17 protein-coding genes and 1 pseudogene are annotated in these 19045 nt (G+C 74.4%); 10 read left to right on the top strand and 8 right to left on the bottom strand.

The features are described from left to right. Positions 1–60: 60 nt before the first annotated feature. Positions 61–1185 carry a DNA integrity scanning diadenylate cyclase DisA gene (gene disA / locus DEH69_RS04485; protein WP_113685564.1) on the bottom strand — a complete coding sequence of 375 codons (1125 nt, stop codon included), beginning with the start codon at positions 1183–1185 and terminating at the stop codon, positions 61–63. A gap of 44 nt (positions 1186–1229) precedes the next feature. Next, a complete protein-coding gene (gene radA, locus DEH69_RS04480; RefSeq protein WP_113685563.1) occupies positions 1230–2627 on the bottom strand; it encodes a DNA repair protein RadA in 1398 nt (465 codons plus the stop codon). 137 nt (positions 2628–2764) lie between these two features. Between radA and DEH69_RS04475 the strand changes: the two genes are divergently transcribed. Beyond that, complete coding sequence (locus tag DEH69_RS04475; protein WP_220131184.1) at positions 2765–4345, top strand: sigma-70 family RNA polymerase sigma factor; 1581 nt, start codon at positions 2765–2767, stop codon at positions 4343–4345. Between the two features lie 29 nt (positions 4346–4374). On the opposite strand, the gene DEH69_RS04470 is transcribed toward DEH69_RS04475, so the two are convergent. Both DEH69_RS04470 and DEH69_RS04465 read right to left on the bottom strand, forming a co-directional pair. Then, positions 4375–5067: a TetR family transcriptional regulator gene (locus DEH69_RS04470; protein ID WP_113685561.1), complete on the bottom strand. Its 693-nt coding sequence runs from the start codon at positions 5065–5067 to the stop codon at positions 4375–4377. Continuing rightward, on the bottom strand, positions 5064–5906 hold the full coding sequence (locus tag DEH69_RS04465; protein WP_113685560.1) for a sugar phosphate isomerase/epimerase: 843 nt from the start codon (positions 5904–5906) through the stop codon (positions 5064–5066). The genes DEH69_RS04470 and DEH69_RS04465 overlap by 4 nt, the downstream gene beginning before the upstream one ends. Before the next feature lie 72 nt (positions 5907–5978). On the opposite strand from DEH69_RS04465, the gene DEH69_RS04460 reads away from it, so the two are divergent. Together DEH69_RS04460 and DEH69_RS04455 are read left to right on the top strand one after the other, a co-directional pair. Then, on the top strand, positions 5979–6830 hold the full coding sequence (locus DEH69_RS04460) for an ABC transporter ATP-binding protein (protein WP_113685559.1): 852 nt from the start codon (positions 5979–5981) through the stop codon (positions 6828–6830). Next, positions 6827–7564 carry an ABC transporter permease gene (locus DEH69_RS04455; RefSeq protein WP_113685558.1) on the top strand — a complete coding sequence of 246 codons (738 nt, stop codon included), beginning with the start codon at positions 6827–6829 and terminating at the stop codon, positions 7562–7564. The genes DEH69_RS04460 and DEH69_RS04455 overlap by 4 nt, the downstream gene beginning before the upstream one ends. Positions 7565–7607: 43 nt before the next feature. On the opposite strand, the gene DEH69_RS04450 is transcribed toward DEH69_RS04455, so the two are convergent. Next, positions 7608–8558 carry a Ppx/GppA phosphatase family protein gene (locus DEH69_RS04450; protein ID WP_113685557.1) on the bottom strand — a complete coding sequence of 317 codons (951 nt, stop codon included), beginning with the start codon at positions 8556–8558 and terminating at the stop codon, positions 7608–7610. Positions 8559–8594: 36 nt separating this feature from the next. Between DEH69_RS04450 and DEH69_RS04445 the strand changes: the two genes are divergently transcribed. After that, entirely contained in the window at positions 8595–9536 is a 942-nt protein-coding gene (locus DEH69_RS04445; RefSeq protein ID WP_113685556.1) for a hypothetical protein, read from the top strand. Between the two features lie 19 nt (positions 9537–9555). Here the strand turns inward: DEH69_RS04445 and DEH69_RS04440 are convergent, their stop codons facing one another. Beyond that, positions 9556–10575, bottom strand: a complete 1020-nt coding sequence (locus DEH69_RS04440) for a hypothetical protein (protein WP_113685555.1) — start codon at positions 10573–10575, stop codon at positions 9556–9558. A 155-nt stretch (positions 10576–10730) separates the two neighbouring features. Here DEH69_RS04440 and ilvD point away from each other — a divergent pair, with 155 nt between their 5' ends. From ilvD to proC, 6 genes are all read left to right on the top strand, one after another. Further along, positions 10731–12575, top strand: coding sequence for a dihydroxy-acid dehydratase (gene ilvD, locus DEH69_RS04435; protein ID WP_113685554.1), 1845 nt, complete (start codon positions 10731–10733; stop codon positions 12573–12575). Between the two features lie 94 nt (positions 12576–12669). Beyond that, positions 12670–13203: a hypothetical protein gene (locus tag DEH69_RS04430; protein ID WP_113685553.1), complete on the top strand. Its 534-nt coding sequence runs from the start codon at positions 12670–12672 to the stop codon at positions 13201–13203. Between the two features lie 146 nt (positions 13204–13349). Next, positions 13350–13664 carry a helix-turn-helix domain-containing protein gene (locus DEH69_RS04425; RefSeq protein WP_113685552.1) on the top strand — a complete coding sequence of 105 codons (315 nt, stop codon included), beginning with the start codon at positions 13350–13352 and terminating at the stop codon, positions 13662–13664. After that, a complete protein-coding gene (locus DEH69_RS04420; RefSeq protein WP_113685551.1) occupies positions 13661–13918 on the top strand; it encodes a hypothetical protein in 258 nt (85 codons plus the stop codon). The genes DEH69_RS04425 and DEH69_RS04420 overlap by 4 nt, the downstream gene beginning before the upstream one ends. Before the next feature lie 178 nt (positions 13919–14096). Continuing rightward, complete coding sequence (locus DEH69_RS04415) at positions 14097–14867, top strand: class I SAM-dependent methyltransferase (protein ID WP_113685550.1); 771 nt, start codon at positions 14097–14099, stop codon at positions 14865–14867. A 16-nt stretch (positions 14868–14883) separates the two neighbouring features. Continuing rightward, complete coding sequence (gene proC, locus DEH69_RS04410; protein ID WP_113685549.1) at positions 14884–15687, top strand: pyrroline-5-carboxylate reductase; 804 nt, start codon at positions 14884–14886, stop codon at positions 15685–15687. Positions 15688–16347: 660 nt separating this feature from the next. Here proC and DEH69_RS04405 read toward each other — a convergent pair. Both DEH69_RS04405 and DEH69_RS04400 read right to left on the bottom strand, forming a co-directional pair. Next, complete coding sequence (locus tag DEH69_RS04405; RefSeq protein WP_113685548.1) at positions 16348–18915, bottom strand: ABC transporter permease; 2568 nt, start codon at positions 18913–18915, stop codon at positions 16348–16350. Beyond that, positions 18912–19045: pseudogene (locus tag DEH69_RS04400) on the bottom strand (ABC transporter ATP-binding protein); the annotation flags it as partial. The gene DEH69_RS04405 and the pseudogene DEH69_RS04400, both read right to left, overlap by 4 nt.

Here is a 19045-nt window from a genome sequence, read left to right as displayed (position 1 = left end):
GCGCACGGGGTCGGTCGAGCGGCAAGCGGCACGCGGCACGCGGCAAGCGTGCGCGGTGTCTCAGACGTAGCGTTCGAGGATCGAGGACTCGGCGAGGCGGGACAGTCCCTCGCGTACCGAGCGGGCGCGGGTCTCGCCCACGCCGTCCACGGCCTGGAGGTCGTCCACGCTCGCGGCGAGCAGCTTCTGGAGCCCGCCGAAGTGGTCCACCAGGCGGTCGATGACAAGCCCTGGGAGCCTCGGCACCTTGGCCAGCAGCCTGAAGCCGCGCGGCGAGACCGCCGTGTCGAGCGACTCGGGCGCCGAGCCGAAGCCCAACCCGCGGGCCACCAGCGGTAGTTCGAGGAGCTCCGCATGGCCGAGGCCGTCGAGCTCCGCCAGCGCCGTGCCCACCTTCCGCGAGCGCTTGCCGACCGAGTCGGGCAGGTAGTCGCGCACGATCAGGTGCCGTTCGGGCTCGACGCCCGCGATCAGCTCGTCGAGCTGGAGCGAGAGCAGCCGCCCGTCGGTGCCAAGCTCCACGACGTATCCGGCGATCTCGGCGGCGATCCGCCGCACCATCTCCAGGCGCTGCGCCACCGAGGCCACGTCCCGCACGGTGACCAGGTCCTCGATCTCCAGCGCCGACAGCGTGCCCGTCACCTCGTCGAGCCGCAGCTTGTACCGCTCCAAGGTGGCCAGCGCCTGGTTCGCCCGGGAGAGGATCGCGCCCGAGTCCTCGAGGACCCGCCGCTGCCCGTCCACGTACAGCGCGACCAGCCGCATCGACTGGCTCACCGACACCACGGGGAACCCCGTCTGTATCGAGACCCGCTGCGCCGTGCGGTGCCGCGTGCCGGTCTCCTCGGTGGGGATGCTGGGGTCCGGCACCAGCTGAACGCCCGCCCGCACGATGCGCGAGATGTCCCGGTCGACGATCACCGCGCCGTCCAGCTTGCACAGCTCGCGCAGCCGCGTGGCCGTGAACTCCACGTCGAGCACGAAGCCGCCCGTGCACAGCGACTCCACCGTGCGGTCCATGCCGAGGACGATGAGGCCCCCGGTGTTCCCCCTGAGGATGCGTTCGAGCCCGTCGCGCAGCTGGGTCCCCGGGGCGACGGCGCTCAGCGCCGCCCGGAGCAGGCCGTCCGCGCCGGAGCCGCCCCCGGCCCTGCCGGGGCTCGCCGGCCGGTCGCTGGCTGCCATGAATCCTCCGGAGGACGAATGTGCGCTGGAAAGTGCGCACGAGTCTACCGGCGCACCTCCTGACGCCCGCCGGGCTCACCGCCGCGGACGGGCAGCACCCGCAGCGCCTCCCCGATGTCGGCCACCTCCCGCACCCGCATCCCCGGCGGCCTGTCCCCTGAATCCGCGGGCACGAGCGCCTGGGTGAACCCCAGCCGCGCCGCCTCGGCCAGCCGCCGCTGCACGCCCGTGACGCGCCGCACCTCGCCCGCGAGGCCCACCTCGCCGATGGCCACCAGATTCTGCGGGAGCGGGGTGTCGCTCGCGGCGCTGGCCAGCGCGAGGGCCACCGCCAGGTCTGCCGCGGGCTCGGAAAGGCGCACCCCGCCGACGGTCGCGGTGTAGATGTCGTTCTTCCCGAGGGCCGATATCTGGCCGCGCTGCTCGAGCACCGCGAGCATCATCGACACCCGCGACGTCTCCAGGCCCGAGGTGGTCCGCCGGGGCGAGGGGATCTGGCTGGCCACCGTGAGCGACTGCACCTCGGCCACCAGGGGCCTGCGCCCCTCGATCGTCACCGTCAGGCACGTCCCTGGCACCGGCTCGTCGCGGCGGGTCAGGAAGAGGCCCGACGGGTCGGCGAGCGAGGTGATCCCCTCGTCGTGCAGCTCGAAGCAGCCGACCTCGTCGGTCGCGCCGTATCTGTTCTTCAGGCCGCGGACCAGGCGCAGCCTGGCGTGCCTGTCCCCCTCGAAGTGCAGCACCACGTCGACCAGGTGCTCAAGCAGCCGAGGGCCCGCGATCGCGCCGTCCTTGGTGACGTGGCCGACCAGCAGCGTCGCCATGCCGCGCTCCTTGGACGCCCTGATCAGCGCGCCCGCCACCTCGCGCACCTGCGCCACCCCGCCAGGCGCGCCGTCCACCTCGGCCGACGCGACCGTCTGCACCGAGTCGAGCACCAGGAGCGAGGGCTTCACCGCGTCCAGCTGCCCGAGCACCGACCCCAGATCCGTCTCCGCCGCCAGATACAGGTGGTCGTGGATGGCTCCGATGCGGTCCGCCCGCATCCGCACCTGGCCCGCCGACTCCTCGCCCGTGACATACAGCGTCCGGTGCGACTCGGAGGCCGCCTTGGCCGCCACGTCGAGCAGCAGCGTCGACTTCCCCACCCCTGGCTCCCCGGCGAGCAGCACCACCGCGCCCGGCACCAGGCCGCCGCCGAGCACCCGGTCGAGCTCGGGCACGCCCGTGCCACGCGCCGCCACCGCCATCCCGTCCACCTGCCCGATGGGCACGGCGGGCGAGGCCACGCGCGTCGCGGGGGCGGTGCGCACCGCGGGCGCCCCGCCGACCTCCTCGACCGTGCCCCACGCGTGGCACTCGGGGCAGCGGCCCAGCCACTTCGCCGTCGTCCAGCCGCACTCGGAGCAGCGGTACGCGGGACGGTCCGTCTTTCGAGCCATGGACGGAACGCTACCGCCGCCCACTGACACCCAACGCCCCGCGCCCCGGCAGGACCTGGGGCCGCCGTCACCCGTTAGGAGGAACCTTGCCCCGCCGGATGCGCAACGCGCCGCGGGGCGCCTACCGTCGGCGGGTGATGACCCGCAGCCGCGAACCGTCCGCACCGACCGTCCCCCGCCCGTCACGCGCCGCCGCCACCATCCCCGAGCGTCATGGCGCGTACGACGACGCGTATCTGGACGGGCTGTTCACCTACTGCCTGTCCCTCATGGGCGAGCACGACGCGGCCACCGCCGCGCTCGGCGAGGCGCTGGCGCAGGCCGAGCGGCGGCACGAGCGCGGCAGGCGCCCCGCCGACCCGACGCTGCTGCGCCCCTGGCTGTACGCGCTGGCCCGCTGGGCCTGCCTGCGCCGCCTCGCGGCCGCGAAGGAGCGCGCCGCCCCTGCCGCGCCGCGCACCGCGGCGGACGACGACCGGCGCCGCCGCGAGCTGGCCGCGCTGTCCTGGCCCGAGGCGTCGGGCACGACGCCGGAGCAGCGCGAGGCGCTTGAGCTGACGGTCCGCCACCAGCTGCCCGCGCGCGAGGTCGCCCGCGTGCTGCGGCTCCCCACGCAGGCCACGCACGCCCTGGTCACCACGGCGGCCCGCGAGGTCGAACGCACCCGCGCCGCGCTGGCCGCCGTGGCCGCCGCGGGCTGCCCGGCCGCCGCCGCGCTCTCGGGCGACGACCGCGGGGTGCTGCTCGGGCCCGGGCTGCGGCGGGAGTTGCTGCGGCACGTCGACGAGTGCGCGGCCTGCCGCCTGATCGCCCGGCGCGCCGCCGTCGAGCTCGGCTGGCCGCCCGCGGGGGCGCCTGGCCCGGCGCGCCTCACGGTGCTGCCGGTGCCGCGGGCCGCGGTGCACGCCGCGCGCCTCGCCATCGGCCGCGCCCGCGCGCAGCACGCGCCGCGCTACGACCGGGCCGGGTTCCCCGTGCCGGAGGGAGACAGGGCCGCCCGCCGCGAGCGGATGCGCGGCCGGGCCGTGGCCACCACGGTCGCCGCCGCGGCCGTGGTCGCGCCGGTGCTCGCGCTGGTGGCCGCGTGGCGCGGCGCTCCCGACGCGGGCGAGCCCGCGCGGCACGGCGGCGCCACCGCGACCGAGGAGGACGGCGAGTACCGGCGCGACCCGGGCGGCGGCGCCCCCGCCTACGAGAACGCCGGGCGCGCCGAGGACGCCGACGAGGAGGGCGACACGGACCCCGGCGGGCGGGACGGCGGTGACGGCGGCGAAGGGGAGCGTTCCCAGCCCGATGACCGGGGCGCGGACCGGGAGCCCGAGGGCGAGAACCGGCCCGAGGGGGAGCGCCCCGGCGACGAGGCGCCCGCGCCCGGCGAGCTGTCGGTCGACGCGGTGCCGACCGAGGCCGGGACCCGGATCACGCTGACCGCTTCGGGTGGCTCCCCGGTCAGCTGGTCGGCGGCCGCCGACGTGGGCTGGCTCTCGCTCAGCCGGACGTCGGGGACGCTGCGCCCCGGCGAGACGGCCGTGATCGAGGTCACGATCGACCGCGCGGCCGAGCCGCCGGGCGCCTGGCAGGGCCGCATCACGGTCGACCCGGCCTCCACCGTGATCACCGTGGAGGGCAGCGGCCCGCCCACCGAGCCGACCGATCCGCCGCCCGACCCGCCCGACCCCACGACCCCGCCGCCCGACGAGGGCGCCCCCGAGCCGTAGCCCGGGGCGGGCTCACGCCAGCGACCTGCTCACACCAGCGGCTGCGGCCCCGGTCCGGTCAGGTGGTGCTGGACGACGGGGGCGAGGCGCGCGATCAGCTCCTCGGCGGGGGCGCTGGCCAGCGGCTCGACCTTCAGGACGTAGCGCAGCAGCACCGTGCCGACCAGCTGCGCCGCGGCCAGCTCCGCGCGCAGCTGGGCGTCGGGCGCGTCAAGACCGCCGGTGATGCGGCCGAGCAGCTGCGCGGTGACGAAGCCCCGGAAGATGCGGGCCGCGGTCTCGTTGTTCAGCGCGGAGCGGACGATGGCGAGCAGGGGGCTGCGGGTCGCGGGGTTCTCCCAGATCCCGAAGAACAGCCGCGTGAACCGCTCCCCGAACTCCTCCACATCGAACCGCTCGTCCCGATCGAACCGCTCGCCCCGCGAGAGCCCGTCCGTCGCGGGCGCGGCGGCGGCCGCGACGGACGCGGCGAAGACGCCCTCCTTGGTGCCGAAGTAGTGGTGCACCAGCGCGGGGTTCACCTCGGCGCCGCGCGCGATGGCGCGGATGGAGGCGCGGTCGTAGCCGCGCTCGGCGAACTCCGCCCGGGCGGACGCGAGGATGCGGTCCCTGGTGCCGGGGGTGCCCTCGGCGGCCTCGGCCTGCGAGGGGCGGCCGCGTCTGCGGGTGGGCTTGCCCGGTGCCGTGGCGTTCATCCGCGGGCCGCGCTGGTCCGCGTTCATCCGGGGTCCACGCCGCCCGGCAGCGGCGGTGAGGGGGCGGCGGTCGCGAGGTGGAGCCGGGTGAACGCCAGCGCTTCGGCGAGGTCGGCGCGGCGGGCCGCGGCGGAGACGGCGCGGCGGGTGTTGACCTCGACGACGACATGGCCCCGGTACCCGGTGGCGGCGAGGCGTTCGAGCAGCGCGCCACAGGGCTGGGCGCCGCGCCCCGGCACCAGGTGCTCGTCCTTGCCCGAGCCGCTGCCGTCGGCGATGTGAACGTGCCCGAGCCGGTCGCCCATGCGGTCGGCCATGGACAGGGCGTCCACACGGGCGGTGGCGGTGTGGGAGAGGTCGAGCGTGAAGTGCGGGAAGTCCTCCTGGGTCGGGTCCCAGCCGGGGGCGTACGCCAGCATCTCGCGGTCCCGGTAACGCCAGGGGTACATGTTCTCCACTGCGAATCGGACGTCGGTCTCCTGGCCGATGCGCTGGATGCCGGAGACGAAGTCGCGGGCGTAGCCGCGCTGCCAGCGGAACGGCGGGTGCACGACGACGGTGGCGGCCCCGAGCCGCTTCGCCGCGTCGTTCGTGCGCAGCAGCTTGCGCCAGGGGTCGGTGCCCCAGACACGCTGCGTGATCAGCAGGCAGGGGGCGTGCACGGCCAGAACGGGCACCTCGTGCTCGTCGGACAGGCGGCGGAGGGTGTCGATGTCCTGGCTCACCGGGTCCGTCCACACCATCACCTCGACGCCGTCGTAGCCGAGGCTCCCGGCTATCTCGAAGGCGGCCGCGGTGTTCTCCGGATAGACGGAGGCCGTCGAGAGCGCGACCTTCGCTTCCGGGATCGGTACCTGTTCCGTCACGGCGCCAAGCCTACGTCGGGTGTGCCGAGTTCCCCGCTTGACCGAGGGCCGCGAGAGGAGGATATTAAACGCATGATTAATAAAAGTCCGGTAGGGGACCCGTCCCCGCCGCCCGCCGTGCGCGCCCGTGGCCTGCGGGTGCGCCGCGGTGCCTCCCACGTGCGCGGTGCCTCCCAAGTGCGCGGTGCCTCCCAAGTACTCGGTGCCTCCCAAGTACTCAAGGGGCTCGACTTCACGGTGGAGCGGGGCAGCGTCACGGGGCTGCTCGGCCCCTCGGGGTGCGGCAAGACGACGCTGATGCGGGCGGTCGTCGGCGCCCAGGCCAGGGTCACGGGCGACCTGCGGGTGCTCGGCGCCCCCGCGGGCAGCGCCGCGCTGCGCCACCGGCTCGGCTATGTGACGCAGGCCCCGTCCGTCTATCTCGACCTGACCGTGCGGCAGAACCTCGACTACTACGCCGCCGTCCTCGGCATCCGCCGCGCCGACCGGGCCAGCGCGGTCGCGGGCGCGCTCGCCGACGTGGACCTCACCCCGCACGCCGACGCGCTCGTCGACCGCCTCTCCGGCGGCCAGCGCTCCCGCGTCTCGCTGGCCGTCGCCCTGCTCGGCACGCCCGAGCTGCTGGTGCTCGACGAGCCGACGGTGGGCCTCGACCCGGTGCTGCGGCGCGACCTGTGGGCGCTGTTCCACCGGCTCGCCGCCGAGCGCGGGGCGACGCTGCTGATCTCGTCGCACGTGATGGACGAGGCCGACCGCTGCCAGCGGCTGCTGCTGATGCGCGACGGGCGCCTGCTCGCCGAGGGCGCCCCCGCCGAGCTGCGCGAACGCACCGGGGTCGGGTCGGTCGAAGAGGCGTTCCTGCGCCTGGTGGACGCCGATAGGGCGCGCGAGGACGCGGACGCGCGCGGGGAGGGCGAACGGTGACCCCCACCCGCACCCTCGCCACCGCCCGCCGCGTGCTGCGCCAGCTGGGCCACGATCCGCGCACGATGGCGCTGCTCCTGCTGGTGCCGGTGCTGCTCCTGGTCCTGCTGTACTACGTGTTCGACGCCGACCGCGGCCGTTTCGCGTTCATCGGCTCGTCGTTGCTCGGCATCTTCCCGATGGTCACGATGTTCCTGGTCACGTCCATCGCGACCCTCCGCGAGCGCACATCGGGCACGCTGGAGCGGCTGCTCACCATGCCGCTGGGGAAGGGCGACGTGATCGCCGGATACGCGCTCGCCTTCGGCGCGTTCGCCGTCGTCCAGGCAGGGCTTGCGACCGGGGTCGCGCTGTGGTTCCTCGACCTGCGCATCGCGGGCTCGCCCTGGCTGCTGCTGCTCGTCGCCCTGCTGAACGCCCTGCTCGGCACCGCGCTCGGGCTGTTCGTCTCGGCGTTCGCCGCCTCGGAGTTCCAGGCGGTGCAGTTCATGCCCGCGGTGATCTTCCCGCAGCTGCTGCTGTGCGGCCTGTTCGCGCCGCGCGACACGATGCAGCCGGTGCTCGAGTACGCGTCGAACGTGCTGCCCATGTCCTACGCCGTCGACGGCATGACGCAGGTGCTGCGCAACGCCGAGGCCACCGGCGACTTCTGGCGGGACGTGGTCGTCGTCTCCGGCGTCGCCACCGGGGTCCTGGCCCTGGGCGCGGTCACCCTGCGCCGCCGCACGCCATGACGACGGGGGCGTCAACGACGGAGGGCGTCAACGACGGAGGGCGTCAGGCCGCGGCGGCGGTCTCGGCCATCCGCATCCGGTCGAGGCGCCGCAGGATCACGCCCTCGCGCAGCGCCCAGGGGCAGATCTCCATCGTCTCCACGCCGAAGAGGTCCATCGCCGCCTCCGCCACCAGCGCCCCCGCGAGCAGCTGCCTGGCCCGGCCCTCGGAGACGCCGGGGAGCTGCTGGCGTTCGCGCACGGGCATCCCGGTCAGCCGCTGCCCCCACGCCCTCAGGTCCTCGCGGCCCAGCTCGCGCCGCACATACAGGCCGTCGGCCGAACGCGCCGCGCCCGCGATCCGCGCCAGCTGCTTGAAGCTCTTGGACGTCCCCACGACCCGGTCGGGGGCGCCATGCCGGGTGAAGTTCCCGACGATGCGGGCGATTTCGGAGCGGACATGGCGCCGGAGCGTCCGCACGTCCGCCGGGTCCGGCGGGTCGCCGGGCAGCCGCGCCGCCGTCAGCCGCCCCGCGCCGAGCGGCAACGACGCCGCCGCGTCCGGCTCCTCGTCGAGGCCGAAGGCGATCTCAAGCGAGCCGCCCCCGATGTCGAACATCAGCAGCCGCCCCGCCGACCAGCCGAGCCACCGCCGCGCCGCGAGGAACGTCAGCCGCGCCTCGTCCTCCCCCGAGAGCACCCGCAGCGTCACCCCGGTCTCGGCCGCGACGCGCGCTAGCACGGAGTCGGCGTTGGTCGCCTCCCTGACCGCTGACGTCGCGAACGGCAGGAGATCCGCGACTCCCTGGTCCTCGGCCACCTCAAGTGCCTTGCGCACCGTGGCGATCAGGCGCTCCACGCCCGCATCGCCGATCGACCCGTCCGCCTCGAGCAGCTCGGCCAGCCGCAGCTCGGTCTTGTGCGAGGACGCGGGCAGGGGGCGCGCGCCCCGATGCGCGTCGACGACGAGCAGGTGGACCGTGTTGGAACCGACGTCCAGAACTCCGAGCCTCATGACCGTCAACGCTACCGTGCCCTTACCCTGGCGTTTGTGGCCAAGACGAAGAGGGCGAAGCCGGGCAGAACCGCCCCACCCAGCACCCCCGCACCCCCCAGGTTCGACGGCGCGCGCCGGCGCGCGGCGGGGGACGAGACGGCGCTCGACCATCCGCGCGCCTGGGTCGAGTTCCCCGATCCGGCCGACGCGGAGCAGGTCTTCCGCTGCGACCTGACGTGGCTGACCTCCCGCTGGCAGTGCGTCTTCGGGCGCGGCTGCCAGGGCATCCAGGCGGGCCGGGCGAGCGACGGCTGCTGCACGCTGGGCGCGCACTTCTCCGACGAGGACGACGAACGCCGCGTGGCCGGGCATGCCGAGCGGCTGACGCCCGCGTCGTGGCAGTTCCACGAGGAGGGCCACTCGGCCGACGGCTGGGTCGAGTTGGACGAGGACGGCGAGCGGCGCACCCGCCGCTTCCAGGGCGCCTGCATCTTCCTCAACAGGCCGGGATTCGCCGGGGGAGAGGGCTGCGCGCTGCACACGCTCGCGCTCGACGAGGGCCGCGAGCCGCTGGAGACCAAGCCCGACGTCTGCTGGCAGCTGCCCGTGCGGCGCACCTACGAGTGGGTCGAGCAGCCGGACGGCGAGCAGCGCCTGATCGTCTCGATCGGCGAGTACGACCGCCGCGGCTGGGGCCCCGGCGGCCACGACCTGCACTGGTGGTGCACCGGCGCCCCGCTCGCGCACGGCGCGGCCGAGCCGCTCTATGTCACCTATCGCGCCGAGCTGACCGAGCTGATGGGAAAGGAGGGCTACGACCAGCTGGCCGAGATGTGCGCGCGGCGCATCGGCTCGGGGCCCACGCTGCTCCCGCTGCTCGCCCCGCACCCGGCCGACCCTGTCGCCCCGGCTGGCCCTGTCGCCCCGGCCGATCCCGCCGACCCCGTCGCCCCGGCCGATCCCGCCGACCCCGTCGCCCCGGCCGACCCAGGCTGACGGCTCACCGGCTGACGGCTCACCGGTCGAGCGCCGCCACCACGCGCTCGGCCAGCGCGGTCAGCTCCTCGTCCAGCGCGGCGGGCAGCTCGGGCTCCTCGTCGGGGCTGTAGTCGTGGTAGCGCACGACGGCCCAGACGTTGGACGAGAGCAGCCACATCTCACGCCCGCGCTCGTCGCTGCTGACCTGCCACGTCGCCCCGGCGATCTCCTCGGCCTCGGGGGTGCTCGGCTTGAGCCCGTAGTAGGTGGAGCTGGCCGCGTCGGCCGGGGACTCGGCCGCGGAGCCCTCCCACGGGTGCAGGGTGATGACAAGGGACAGCTCGCCCCGTTCGCCGTGGTACACGCAGCCGCTGGTCTCGGCGTCGTCCCGGCCCGGCGGCCTGTCGGGCGGCGGCTGCCGTCGCAGGCCGAGGGCGTCCGCCGTTCCCTCGCTCAGCGCGCACGGGTCAGGGGCGTTCGCCAGCACGTCGCCGCCCGGCCACCAGTCGGCCTCCCACGGCGCGTCGGCGCGAACGGCGGCGCCCGTGACGATCAACGCGCCCGCCAGGACCGCCGCGCCCGCCCCCGCGCGCCGGAGTCCGTTCCAGCCACCGGACGGCGGCTCGCCCACGGGGACGCTCACGCCCTCGGGTATCGCGGAGCGCAGCAGCGCGACGCGCTCGGCGAACCGCCGAGGCGAGACCCCCGGGCCGCCGCGCAGGGCCGGTGGCCTGCGGCGTTCCCCGCGCTTGGTCACCAGCTCGACGGCGCCAGGCGCGACGGTGATCAGCCGCAGGTCCGACCACGCGGTCACCGTTTCCGCGCCGCCCAGCCTCCGGTCGTGCACCCCGGTGGGCGTGAGGATCACCGCGGTGCGCGCCAGGCGCACGCCCGCCAGCGCGTGCAGCGCGGCCAGGGCGGTCGCCACCAGCGGGAGCGCGGAGAGCTGCCCGCGCCAGGCCACGACAGCGAGCGCGAGCCACCCCGCGGTGGCCGCCGCGTGCGCGAGCACCACGGGGCGCGGCGCGCCGATCCGAATCCGTTCCCCCGTGGTCATGCCAACCCCCCGGTCGCCCCTGCGGACATGCCAGGGTAACGGCCACCCTCGCGATGTGTCTCGTATCGCGGTATCGGCATCCCGGAACGCGGGCGGCAGGCGTAGCCTCGGGTAGCAGTCGATGTACCGCCTCCCCGAAGGAGAGGGTCTCCACCATGGCGACACTGAGGTCCCGCACCGTCACCCACGGCCGCAACATGGCGGGGGCCCGCGCCCTGCTCAGGGCCGCGGGCGTAGCGCGCGAGGACTTCGGAAAGCCGATCGTCGCCGTGGCCAACAGCTTCACGGAGTTCGTGCCGGGCCACACCCACCTCCAGCCGGTCGGCCGGATCGTCTCGGAGGCGATCTCGGCGGCGGGCGGCGTTCCCCGCGAGTTCAACACGATCGCCGTCGACGACGGCATCGCCATGGGCCACGGCGGCATGCTCTACTCCCTGCCATCGCGCGACCTGATCGCCGACTCCGTGGAGTACATGGTGGAGGCGCACTGCGCCGACGCCCTGATCTGCATCTCCAACTGCGACAAGATCACCCCGGGCATGCTGATGGCCGCCCTGCGCCTGAACATCCCGACGGTCTTCGTCTCGGGAGGCCCCATGGAGGCGGGCAAGACGACACTCGTCGACGGCACCGTCCGCTCCAACCTCGACCTGATCCACGCCATGTCGGAGGCCGTCGCCGACACCACGTCCGACGAGGACCTGCTGCGCATCGAGGAGGCCGCGTGCCCCACGTGCGGCTCCTGCTCCGGCATGTTCACGGCCAACTCCATGAACTGCCTGGTCGAGGCGCTTGGCCTGGCCCTCCCCGGGAACGGCTCGGTGCTCGCCACCCACACCGCGCGCCGCGCGCTGTACGAGGCCGCGGGCCGCACGGTCGTGGACGTCACGCGCCGGTACTACGACCAGGACGACGCGACGGTCCTGCCGCGCGCGATCGCCTCGCGGGCCGCGTTCGAGAACGCCATGGCCCTGGACGTCGGCATGGGCGGCTCGACCAACACCGTGCTGCACCTGCTCGCCGCGGCGCAGGAGGCGGGCCTCGACTTCGGCATGTCCGACATCGACGCCGTCTCGCGCCGCGTGCCGTGCGTGTGCAAGGTCGCCCCCAACGGCGCCTACCACATGGAGGACGTCCACCGGGCCGGCGGCATCCCCGCGATCCTGGGCGAGTTGCAGCGCGGCGGGCTGCTCAACGAGGACGTGCACACCGTCCACAGCGACTCGCTCGGCGAGTGGCTCAAGCGCTGGGACATCCGCGGGGGTTCGCCGTCGCCCGAGGCGGTGGAGCTGTTCCACGCGGCGCCAGGGTGCAAGCGCTCGGCCGAGGCGTTCTCGCAGTCCGAGCGCTGGGAGTCGCTCGACACCGACGCGGCGGGCGGCTGCGTCCGCGATGTCGCCCACGCCTACTCGGCCGACGGCGGCCTCGCCGTCCTCTACGGGAACCTGGCCGAGGACGGCTGCGTCGTGAAGACCGCGGGCGTGGACGAGTCGATCTGGTCCTTCGAGGGCCCCGCCGTGGTCGTGGAGTCCCAGGAGGAGGCCGTCGAGGCGATCCTCGCCAAGCGCGTCAAGGAGGGTGACGTGGTCGTCGTCCGGTACGAGGGGCCGCGCGGCGGGCCCGGCATGCAGGAGATGCTGTACCCGACGGCGTTCCTCAAGGGCCGCGGGCTCGGCGCCAGGTGCGCCCTGGTCACCGACGGCCGGTTCTCCGGCGGCACGTCGGGCCTGTCCATCGGCCATGTCTCGCCCGAGGCCGCGGCGGGCGGCACGATCGGCCTGGTCCGCGACGGCGACCCGATCCGCATCGACATCCCGTCCCGCGCGATCGAGCTCAAGGTCTCGGACGAGGAGTTGGCGGCGCGCAGGGAGGCGCTTGGCGGCCGGTTCGCGCCCGTGGCGCGCGACCGAAAGGTGTCGCTCGCGCTGCGCGCCTACGCGGCGATGGCGACGAGCGCCGACAAGGGCGCGGTGCGGGACATCAGCAAGATCGAGGGCTGACCGCGCCCCGCGCGCCTCCCGCGCGCCCCGCGCGGGCCGCTTCGGCGGGGGACGGCGGACATCGCTGTCGGACCCCGCCGTCATAATCGTCCGTATGTCCACAACACCCCCGCGGGGCGCGCGGAGCGGGCCGGACGACGACGAGCCGCGCCCCGAGCCCATCCGGTTCTACGGCACGTCCTGGGTCGAGCACACCCGCGGCTACCGCATACGCCGCGCCGCGCTCTGCGGGCTCGCGGCAGCCGGGACGGTGGCGGGGGCGCTGCTGCTGTGGTTCCTGTACGCGGGCCTTGCGGGCTCGGGCACCGCGGGCTGGCTGCGGGCGCTCGTGGTGGTCGCGCTCGTGATGTGCAGCGTGATGGCGTTCATCCGCACATGGTCCGGGTACAGCCGCCCTCGGGGCGAGGACGCCGTGGACGAGTCGGCGTTCCGCAGCATCAAGGTGGTGGGCTTCGTCGGCGTGTTCGCTGCGTACGCGGTGCGCAGCGCGGTCGAGGCGCCGGGCGAGCGGCTGCTGCGGGCGGACCACGAGGCGGCGGTGGCCCGATTCCACCGGCGTACCGCGAAGCGTTCGGGGCACCCGGGACGGCGGGCGCGCACCGGGGGGCGCAAGCCCCGGCGCTCCTGAGGGCGTTCCCGCCCGCCCCGGGGCACGGGTCCGGCACGGGTTCCTAGGGACTCCCCTTAACGGCCCCGGACATGTGTCAGCTCCGATTGACAGGTGCGGAGGGCGTTGAGAATCTGGCCTGGCACCACCCGGAACGGAGGGCCGCGATGAGCGGTGACGAGCTGCTGAAGGTTCTGACCGCCCTCGGCAACCCGCACCGCATGCGCATCGTCGCCGCGCTCGCCGCCGAACGGAACTACGTCAGCAAGCTCGCCCGCGAGATCGGCATGAGCCGCCCGCTGCTGCACACGCACCTCCAGCGGCTCGAGGCGGCCGGGCTCGTGATCGGGTCGCTCGAGCTGTCGGAGGACGGCAAGGCCATGAAGTTCTTCGAGGTGGCCCCGTTCCTCTACGAGCTGAGCCCCCGCACCATCGCGGACGCGGCGGCCACGCTCGAGCGCCAGAAGGAGGAAACGCGGTGAACGACGCAGCCACCACCCTGGCCTCCGACCCCGCGGGGGTGTTCGCCTTCCTGATCGTGGTCGTCTGGCGGATAGCCGCGACATGGCGGGCCCGCATGCTGGCCTCGCGCGAGGACGAGTTCAGGCGGCTCGCCGTGAAGTACGGCGAGCTGCTTGAGGACAACACCGAGATCCTGCGCCGCTACACCGACGAGCTGACCGAGACCCGCAAGTCCGTCGCCTCGATGGAACGCATGATGCGCGAGCTCGACTGACCGCCGAACGACCCGAGAAGGAGATCCCGATGCGCGGCCTGCACAGACTCGTCCGCCGCCTGCGGCCCGTGCCGCGCGGCGAGTACGCCAACGACGGCTTCCCCCGCGAGCACCCGAGGCCGCCGCGCGGCACGGGCCCGCGCGGTGTAAGGCGGTCACGGCGGGGGAGTTGACCGCCATGACCACCACCGAGGACTTCGCACGCTCGTTCAACGCCGTCGCCGCCCAGTACGCCGCCGCCCGCCCGACCTATCCGCCCGCCCTCTACGACGCGGTGGAGGAGCTGGCGGGCCGCCCGTTCGCCGGAGCGGCCGTCGCCGACGTGGGCGCGGGCACCGGCATAGGCACCCGCCCCATGCACGAGCGCGGCGCCCGCGTCGTCGCCGTCGAGCCCGGGCCCGGCATGGGCGCCGAGCTGCGCCGTCGGCTGCCCGGCGTCACCCTGGTGCGGGCCAGCGGCGACGCGCTGCCGTTCGCGCCCGGCACGTTCGACCTGGTCACCTACGCCCAGTCGTGGCACTGGACGACCCCGGCCCGCTCCATCCCCGAGGCCCTGCGCGTCCTGCGCCCCGGCGGCTCGCTCGCCCTGTGGTGGAACGTCGCCGACCGCACCGCGCCCTGGGCCGTCGCCCAGCTCGAACGCCTCGAACGACGGCTGCCCGCCTACCGCCGCCGCAGCGTCACCACGCTCGCCCCCGGGCTCATCCGCGAGCTCGACCCGGCCCTCTCGCCCGTCTACCGCGAGCTGACGTGGAGCCGCACCATCCCGCTCGCCGCACATGTCGCGGCCCTGGCCACGCACTCGCCGTTCGCCGTCCTCCCGCCCGAGGAGTCCGCGCCGATCCTGGCCGACGAGGCGGAGGCGCTGTCCGTCGACTTCCCCGACGGGCAGGTCGAGGAGCGGTACACCGTGCGGCTGACGATCGTCGGGCGGCCCCCCATCGGCTGATGGGAGGATGGTGGGCATGACCCACAAGATCGCCTTCCTCGGCACGGGAAAGATCGGTGAGGCCCTGCTCGGCGGCATGCTCCGCGCCGGGCGGCCGCCGTCCGACCTGCTGGCCACCGTCAGGCGCGCCGAGCGCGCCCAGGCGCTGCGGGCCAGGCACGGCGTCGAGGTCGTCACCAACGCGGAGGCGGCGAAGTCCGCGCACACCCTGATCCTGGCCGTCAAACCCCAGGACATGCCCGCCCTGTTGGAGGAGCTGGCGCCGCACACCCCGGCCGACCGGCTGGTGATCACCGCGGCGGCGGGCATCACGACGGCGTTCGTGGAGTCCCGCCTCACCCCGGGAACGCCGGTGGTGCGGGTCATGCCAAACACCCCCGCGCTGGTCGACGAGGCCATGTCCGTCATCTCGGGCGGCACGCACGCGGCGGAGCGGCACCTGGCCCTGGCCGAGGAGATCTTCGACTCCGTCGGCAAGACGATGCGCCTCCCCGAGGCGCAGCAGGACGCGGCGACCGCGCTTTCGGGCTCGGGCCCCGCGTACTTCTACTTCCTCGTCGAGGCGATGACGGACGCGGGCATCCTCCTCGGCCTCCCACGCGACAAGGCCCACGACCTGATCGTGCAGGCCGCCGTCGGCGCATCCGTCATGCTGCGCGACAGCGGCGAGCACCCGGTGAAGCTGCGCGAGGCGGTGACCTCCCCCGGTGGCACGACGATCAGCGCGATCCGCGAGCTTGAGACCCACGGCGTCCGCGCGGCCCTGATCGCGGCGATCGAGGCGGCGAAGCGGCGGAGCGAGTCACTGTCCCAGCCCTGACGCCTGCGGCGGGCTGGTCGACGGCGTGAGTGTCCCTGGGCGGTGCGTGTTTCGCCTGCGGCGGGCTTCTTCGCCTGCGGCGGGCTGGCGGGGTGATTCGGGTTGCTGCCGGGGTGGTGCGCGCGCCTGCGGCGCTGGGGTGGGCTGTCGCTCGGGGTCTGGCGGGGGTGGCGGGGTGTTTCGCCGACGGCGGGCATTTTGCCCGCGGCGGGGTGGGTGGGCAACGTGGGTTGCTGCCTGGCGGCGGGCGTTCGCCTATGGCGGGCCGGGCTGTGGTCCGATACTTCGGCGGGGCCATCCGACCTTTGGCTGGTGGCGTGCACCTCGCCTTCGGCGGGGTGGGCCGTGGCCCGTGGCTTCGCCGGGGCTGGCTGGAGTGGGTTCCGTGCGTTTGGCCTACGGCGGCCGGGCGCGTCCGTTGTGGTCCGTGACCACGCCACATGAGTCGCCCAGCGGGCGCCCTGCCGCGCAACCGTTCGCTGTCGGGCCGCGCGCGGAGCGCAGATGCCCGGCTGTCAGCTGCCAGCCGCTGTGCAACGTGGTTGGTCGCACGCCCGGCAGGGCGCCTGTGGCGCGGTCACTGTCTGCCGGGCCAGGCGCGGAGCGCCGTTGCCCGGCTCCCGCGGCTCGTCGCGCGGCAACGCCGCGCCCCGCGCTCCGCTATTCCGTCGCTATCGCGCGCAGCACATTCATCCGGCCCGCCCTGAACGCCGGGACGATCGCCGCCATCAGGCCCACCACCGCCGAGCCCGCGAACACCACGCCGATCGTGGCCCATGGCACGTCGAGCACGGCGAACCCCTCGAGCGACAGCACCCGTTGCGCCGCCACGCCCCAGCCGAGGCCGAGGCCCAGGCCGAGCACCGCGCCGAACAGCGCGATCACCACCGACTCGAGACGCACCATCCGCCGCATCTGCCGCCGCGACAGGCCGATCGCGCGCATCAGGCCGATCTCCCGCGTCCGTTCGATCACGGACAGAGCGAGGGTGTTCACGACGCCGAGCACCGCGACCACGATCGCGAGCGCGAGCAGCGCGTACACGACGTTCAGCAGCGTCCCGACCTCGTCCTCGAGCGCCCGCTTGTAGTCCGCCTGGTCCGACACCTCGTACTGCGGGAACGGCTCCAGGCTCGCCTTGAGCGCGTCGTACGCCGCCGCCTTCCGCCCCTCGTCGGCCCGCGCGAACATCACCAGGTTCAACGGCATCGCGTCCTCGGGCAGATGGGCGCGCGCCGTCGCGTGCGACATGTACATCGCGCCCTTGTCGATCATCGTGTTCTCCGACGTGATCGCCGCGAGCGTCAGCCGCACGCCCTCGTCGCCGCCCACGAACCGCGCGGTCAGCTCGTCGCCCACCGCGAGGCCGTGCTCTTCGGCGAACGACTCGCCCACCGACAGGTGGTCCTCCTCGTACGCCGCCGACAGCTCGCCCGCCACCGTCCGCGCCCGCAGGTCCCGCGCGTACGTCGGCGAGGCCGCGATCACCTCCTCCGTCGCCGACGCCCCGTCGGGCGTGACCAGTTCGACCCGCACCACCGCGTAGTCCGTGACGTGTGCGAGGCCCGGCGTCGCACGCACCGCATCCGCCGCCTCGGGCGTGATCAGCTGCTCCGACGTCGTGTCGATGATGAAGTCCGCCCCCACCGAGCGATCCAGCTGGTCCGACGCCGAGGCGACGAGCGACGCGCTCACCACCGAGAGCGACCCGACCAGCGCGAGCCCGATCATCAGCGCCCCCGCGGTCGCGCCCGTGCGCCGGGGGTTGCGGCGCGCGTTGCGCCCGGCCATCCGGCCCACGGGCCCGAACACCCGCAGCACCAGCGCGCTCAGCACCCGCACCACGCCCGAGGCCAGCAGCGGGCTCACGACCACCGCGCCCACCAGCGTCAGCAGCAGCCCAAGCGACAGGAACATCGACCCGTCCCCCGCCTCGTCCGCTCCCGCGGCGGCCACGAGCGCCGCGCCCCCGCCCAGCGTGAGCAGCAGCCCGAGCGCCGTCCGCACGCGCCCCGCCGCCCCGTCGCCCGGGGTGCCCGCGTCCCGCAGCGCCGCCATCGGCGCCACCTTCCCCGCGCGCCGCGCGGGCAGCCACGCCGCCACCACCGTGGCCAGCACGCCGACCACAAGACCGGCCACGGGCGTCGACGCGGCGATCGTCAGATCGGAAGTGCTCATGGTGATGCCGACGGAGTCCATCAGCTCCATCAGCCCCACCGCGAGCCCGATGCCCGCGCCGATCCCCACGAGCGAGCCCACCGTGCCGAGCAGCAGCGCCTCGGTCAGCACCGAGCGGTTGACCTGGCGGCGGCTCGCGCCCACCGCCCGCATCAGGCCGATCTCCCGCGTCCGCTGCGCGACCAGCATCGAGAACGTGTTGACGATCAGGAAGATCCCGACCAGCACCGCGATCCCCGCGAAGCCGAGCATCGCGTAGCGCAGGACGTCGAGGAACCCGCCCACGTCGTCCTTCATCGCGGCCTCGTTGTCCGCCGCCGTGTCGATGTCGTACGACCCGCCGAGCGCCGCCGCGATCCGCTCCTTCACCTCCGCGTCGCTCACGCCGTCCTCGGCCATGACGTTGACCGAGGTGATCAGGTCGGGCGAGCCGAGCAGCGCCGTGCGCGCCGCCCCCGCCTCCAACAGCACGTGCGGCGCACCGGGGTTGGTCGAACGGAACTCCGCGAGTCCCGTCACCGTCACCCGGTGCGTGCCCTCGACGGCGATGATCTCCAGCGCGTCGCCGATCGCGACGTCCGCGCGCTCGGCCGTGTCGGCGTCGATCAACGCCTCGTCCGCGGCCCCCGGCGCCCGACCCGACGACAGCTCCATCGCCCGCTGGATGTCGGGGCCCCAGCCCGTGGCGATGGTCGGGGCGCCGTTCGACGAGCCGACCCGTTCGCCCGCGCCGTCCACGACCGTGACCCCGGTGTCGAACACCACGCCCTCGGCCGACGCGACCCCGTCGACCGCGGCCACCTGGTCGGCGAGCGAGGCGGGCAACGCGTCGGCCCGCCCCGTCTCCTGCGCGTTCTCGTCCTCCTCAGGCTCGACGGTCACATCCGCCGCGGTCGACCCGAAGAACTTGTCGAACGTCGTGTTGAGCGTGTCCGTGAACACCAGCGTGCCGCACACGAACGCCACCGACAGCACGATCGCCACGCCCGAGAGCAGCATCCGCCCCTTGTGCGCGAAGAAGCTGCGCAGCGATGTCTTGAGAACGCTCATGACACACGACCCCTGGCGTCGAAGCCCCGCATGCGGTCGAGCACCTGGTCGGCCGTCGGGTGCGCCATGTCGTCGACGATCCGGCCGTCGGCCAGGAAGACGATGCGGTCCGCGTGGGCGGCGGCGACGG

It is taken from the genome of Streptomyces sp. PT12, from assembly GCF_003311645.1.
Classification (GTDB): Bacteria; Actinomycetota; Actinomycetes; order Streptomycetales; family Streptomycetaceae; genus Streptomyces.
The sequence above is the reverse complement of the archived record's forward strand: the minus strand, read 5'-3'. Positions and strand labels throughout refer to the sequence as shown.